The sequence below is a fragment of the Streptomyces sp. NPDC054847 genome (assembly GCF_053610925.1).
This window is the reverse complement of record NZ_JBSGZJ010000564.1, coordinates 1-4,112: the sequence shown is the minus strand read 5'-3', so window position 1 is coordinate 4,112 and position 4,112 is coordinate 1. Positions and strand designations below refer to the sequence as shown.

Genomic DNA, 4,112 nt, shown 5'->3' with positions numbered 1-4,112 from the left:
GGCACTGCCTGCGGGCCCTTCCTCGTGTGCGGCACCTGAGGCCACTAGAGCAGCTTGCGCGCGGCCCGCCTCAGGTCGTACTCGTGGATGATCGCTTTCGCATGTCCGTACGCGAGGTTGTGTTCGCCCCGGAGCCAGCTGACCTTCTCCTCGAAATTGAAGAGAGACGGTCCTTCGTCGACGGTGCGGAGCCAGTCGGAGATGTCACGACCGGTGCACTCGGGGATTCGGGAGAGCAGATTTCGGTGGGTCTCTTCGGAGAAGACTTGGGACATCGGCGCCTCCGGACGCATTGCGCGTGTGCTCTTCACGCCACCGTGCCTGAGCGTGCGCGTATTGGCAACAGTCCCGGGAGGGCGCGTAGGGTCGCGGCGTGCTTGATACGACGGGACTGATCGCCGCGGCGGACCGCTTCGCGGACCGTCTGCGGGCCGCGCCGCAGAGCCGGCTCCAGCGGGGCGCGGCGGCGGAGGCGCTGGCCCTGGCCAGGGAACTCGCGGAAAGGGCGCAGCGGATCGAGGAGCCCGGACGGGAGCCGAGGACCATGCCCGACGCGGGGGTGTTCGCGGTCGCGGACCAGCTGATGGTGGCCGCCCGCGATCTGGCCGAAGCGCTTCGGCCGGTGCCGGGCGCGTCAAGGGAAGTGGACGAGGCGATCGCGCTGGTGCGGTCCGCCGCCGACCGCTCGGGGCTGTAGCCCTCCGGGCGGCGCCCCCGGGATCCGGGGGCGGGCGGGCGAGCGGCCGGGCTCGGCGGCTCGGTGGCTCAGTGGGAGGCGATCACGCGGTCGGCGAGGATGTACACGCTCTCGTCGCCGCAGGAGAACGTCAGGGCGTACGCGCCCGACACACCGGAACCGCCCAGCAGCACCGGCGCGGTGCCCGCGCGCAGCGCGTCCGCGAGGCGCTCTGCGGTCTCCCGGTGGCCCGGGGTCATGCACAGGGTCGTGCCGTCGGCGAAGACGTACACGTCCAGGGTGCCCAGCGGGCCGGGGCGGACGTCCGCGAGCTCGATGCCCGTCTCCGCCAGCTCCTCGAGCTTCGACACGGTGCGCTCATGGTCGGTGACGACAGGCGTCTGGACCGGCACGAAGTCCGGGTGGGAAGGGTGCCGGCGGCGGGCGGCGGCCAGCTCGGGGGAGTCCTCAGCGAACTCGGTGACCTCGGGGAGGTCGGCCATCTCGTCGAGCCCGTCGACGCCGTCCAGATCCAGCGACTCCAGGTCCGTCGACTCGAGGCCCATGGACTCCAGGCCCACGAAGTCGGCCTGGCGCGGGACGTAGAACGGCGGGATGTCGTCGCCGATGCCCGACAGACCGCCGAGCGCGGACCCCGACGCGGATCCGGAACCGGAGCCCTCGCCGGAGTAGCGGGCGGAGGCGTCCGCGGCGTCACGCGCCTCCTGCGCGGCCCAGAAGGCCCGTGCCTCGGCCAGCTCGCGCTCCCGTTCCTCGGCGAGCGCCTCGGCGACGGCCGCGCGTATCTCGGCGGCATCACTGGTGCGGGCCTGGGGTACGGAGGCGGTGCGGGCGGGCCCGGACGCCTCGGCGAGCTCGCTGCGCAGGGCGGCCACCTGCTTACGGAGCCCGTGGGCGGCGTGCAGGGCAGCGGCGCCCACGGCCGTGGCGGCGGCCGTGGTCAGCAGCAGGGCAAGAGACATGGCGCTCACTGACTTACTCCCGGTTTCAATCGGATCCCCCGACTTCTACATCAGCTTGCGATGAACCCGCGCACTCTGTCAGTGCATTACGTCACCAATTGGACAGAACTTTGTGCCCGGCGTTTACCGGCGGATCGGCCCTGACCTGCAAAAAGGCGTCTCCCCCAGGAGATAGGTCACATCCTGGGGGAGATTCAGTCACGAACTGAGATCCACGGTGGGCCCTGCGGGCAGGTGCCGCCCTCGTTCCTCGGGCGACCCCTACCCTCCGCTACGGCTCAGCTCAGCCGCGGGCGTTGTCGGGTCGCGTTCGCTTCGCCACCGCTGAGGGCAGGTGCCGCCCTCGTTCCTCGGGCGACCCCTACCCTCCGCTACGGCTCAGCTCAGCCGCTCGATGACCATCGCCATGCCCTGGCCGCCGCCCACGCACATCGTCTCGAGGCCGAACTGCTTGTCGTGGAACTGGAGGCTGTTGATCAGCGTGCCCGTGATCCGCGCGCCGGTCATGCCGAAGGGGTGGCCGACCGCGATCGCGCCGCCGTTGACGTTGACCTTGTCCAGGTCGAAGCCGAGGTCGCGGTACGAGGGGATGACCTGCGCGGCGAACGCCTCGTTGATCTCGACCAGGTCGATGTCCGACGTGGTCAGGCCGGCGCGCCGCAGGGCCTGCTTGGACGCCTCGACCGGGCCGAGGCCCATGATCTCGGGGGAGAGGCCGGAGACGCCGGTGGAGACGATCCGGGCGAGCGGCGTGAGGCCCAGCTCGCGGGCCTTGGTGTCGCTCATGATGACGAGCGCGGCGGCGCCGTCGTTCAGCGGGCAGCAGTTCGCGGCGGTGACCAGGCCGTCGGGGCGGAAGACGGGCTTCAGGCCCTGGACGCCCTCGAGGGTGACTCCGGCGCGCGGACCGTCGTCCGTGCTGACGACCGTGCCGTCGGGCGTGGTCACCGGAGTGATCTCACGCTCCCAGAAGCCGTTCTTGATGGCTTCCTCCGCGAGGTTCTGCGAGCGGACGCCGAACTCGTCCATGTCCTGGCGGGTGATGCCCTTGAGGCGGGCCAGGTTCTCCGCGGTCTGACCCATCGCGATGTACGCGTCCGGTACCAGGCCGTCCTCGCGCGGGTCGTGCCACGTGGAGCCCTCGGACTCCGCGACGGCGGCCGTGCGGGCCTCCGCCTCGGCGAAGAACGGGTTGTGCGTGTCCGGCAGGCTGTCGGAGTTGCCCTTCACGAAGCGGGACACCGTCTCGACACCCGCCGAGATGAAGACGTCGCCCTCGCCGGCCTTGATGGCGTGCAGTGCCATCCGGGACGTCTGGAGCGAGGAGGAGCAGTAGCGGGTCACGGTGCAGCCGGGGAGGTGGTCCATCCCCATCTGTACGGCCACGATGCGGCCCAGGTTGTTGCCCTGCTCGCCGCCGGGGAGGCCGCAGCCGAGCATCAGGTCGTCGATGTCACGCGGGTCGAGCTCGGGCACCTTGGCGAGCGCGGCCTTGATGATCTCGGCGGTCAGGTCGTCCGGGCGGACGTCCTTGAGCGAGCCCTTGAAGGCCCGGCCGATCGGGGAACGGGCGGCAGAGACGATCACGGCTTCGGGCATCACGGCTCCATGAGGGGAAGACGGAAGGGCTGGTTGGGAAGTTACCCGTACGTACCGCGCGGGTCACTGCGCGGATGGTGTGATGCGGGCCTCTTTTCTAAGCGGGCGCTTGCTTATGCCCCCTCCCGGCTTGCCCTTCCCCGCCGAGGACGGCCCCGAAACCGATACTGCGCCCGGATTCCGCCCCCATCGGCCCCGCCTCCCACGGGGCCCTGTCGGTAGGCAGCGAGGCCGCGTACGCAAGGGCCTGCCGTACACCGCTGAAGCGCGTACGGCAGGCCTTGGCGCCCGGCCGATCAGTGCGTGGGGCCCGCGTGACCCCTGGCGGGCTCGGCGTGCGTCGTGGTGGCGGGGGACGCGGTCTCCGCGGCAGGAGGCAGACGGCGGCGACGGCGGTGCTTGAGCAGGGCCCAGGGCGCGCGGGCGCCCGTGACCTCCGTGCCCGCCTCGGAAGCGGCCGTCGCGGCCGCCCGGGCCACCGGCAGCATGTCCTCGTCCCGGTCCGCGTCCAGCACGTCGGTCTCCGGCCACAGGCCGAGCACCGCGCACAGCGTCGGCAGCATCGCCATGGCCGCCGTCGCGTAGCCCTCCGCCGACGGGTGGTAGCTGTCCACCCCGAACATCTCCCGCGGGTTCGCCGCGAACTCCGGGCCGAGCAGATCGCCCAGCGAGACCGTCCGCCCGCCCTGCTCGACCACCACGATCGTCTGCGCCGCGGCCAGCTGGCGGCTCACGCGGCGGGCCATCCAGCGCAGCGGCTGGTAGACCGGCTCGATCGTCCCGAGGTCGGGGCAGGTGCCGACGACCACCTCGGCGCCCGCCGTCCGCAGCCGCCGCACCGCCGCCGCCCCGCC

The 4,112-nt window shown here is 71.8% G+C and carries 5 protein-coding genes; 1 reads left to right on the top strand and 4 read right to left on the bottom strand.

Annotation, left to right across the window (positions count from 1 at the left end; genetic code table 11):
- Positions 1–44 precede the first annotated feature (44 nt).
- A complete protein-coding gene (locus ACWGH4_RS32375; protein ID WP_005316705.1) occupies positions 45–275 on the bottom strand; it encodes a DUF4287 domain-containing protein in 231 nt (76 codons plus the stop codon).
- A 98-nt stretch (positions 276–373) separates the two neighbouring features.
- Here ACWGH4_RS32375 and ACWGH4_RS32370 point away from each other — a divergent pair, with 98 nt between their 5' ends.
- Positions 374–697: a hypothetical protein gene (locus ACWGH4_RS32370; protein ID WP_453467147.1), complete on the top strand. Its 324-nt coding sequence runs from the start codon at positions 374–376 to the stop codon at positions 695–697.
- A 68-nt stretch (positions 698–765) separates the two neighbouring features.
- On the opposite strand, the gene ACWGH4_RS32365 is transcribed toward ACWGH4_RS32370, so the two are convergent.
- The 3 genes from ACWGH4_RS32365 to ACWGH4_RS32355 form a co-directional block, all read right to left on the bottom strand.
- Entirely contained in the window at positions 766–1,659 is an 894-nt protein-coding gene (locus ACWGH4_RS32365; RefSeq protein WP_453467149.1) for a hypothetical protein, read from the bottom strand.
- Between the two features lie 378 nt (positions 1,660–2,037).
- The gene (locus ACWGH4_RS32360; protein WP_453467145.1) at positions 2,038–3,258 is read right to left on the bottom strand and encodes an acetyl-CoA C-acetyltransferase; all 1,221 of its coding nucleotides are present in this window, start codon (positions 3,256–3,258) and stop codon (positions 2,038–2,040) included.
- A gap of 296 nt (positions 3,259–3,554) precedes the next feature.
- On the bottom strand, positions 3,555–4,112 hold a 558-nt coding region (locus ACWGH4_RS32355; protein ID WP_453467143.1), incomplete at its 5' end, for an SGNH/GDSL hydrolase family protein.

Bases quoted from the DNA above. Each gene is read 5' to 3' on its own strand.
- ACWGH4_RS32375 (WP_005316705.1), bottom strand. From the start codon at position 275: ATGTCCCAAGTCTTCTCCGAAGAGACCCACCGAAATCTGCTCTCCCGA.
- ACWGH4_RS32365 (WP_453467149.1), bottom strand. From the start codon at position 1,659: ATGTCTCTTGCCCTGCTGCTGACCACGGCCGCCGCCACGGCCGTGGGC.
- ACWGH4_RS32360 (WP_453467145.1), bottom strand. From the start codon at position 3,258: ATGCCCGAAGCCGTGATCGTCTCTGCCGCCCGTTCCCCGATCGGCCGG.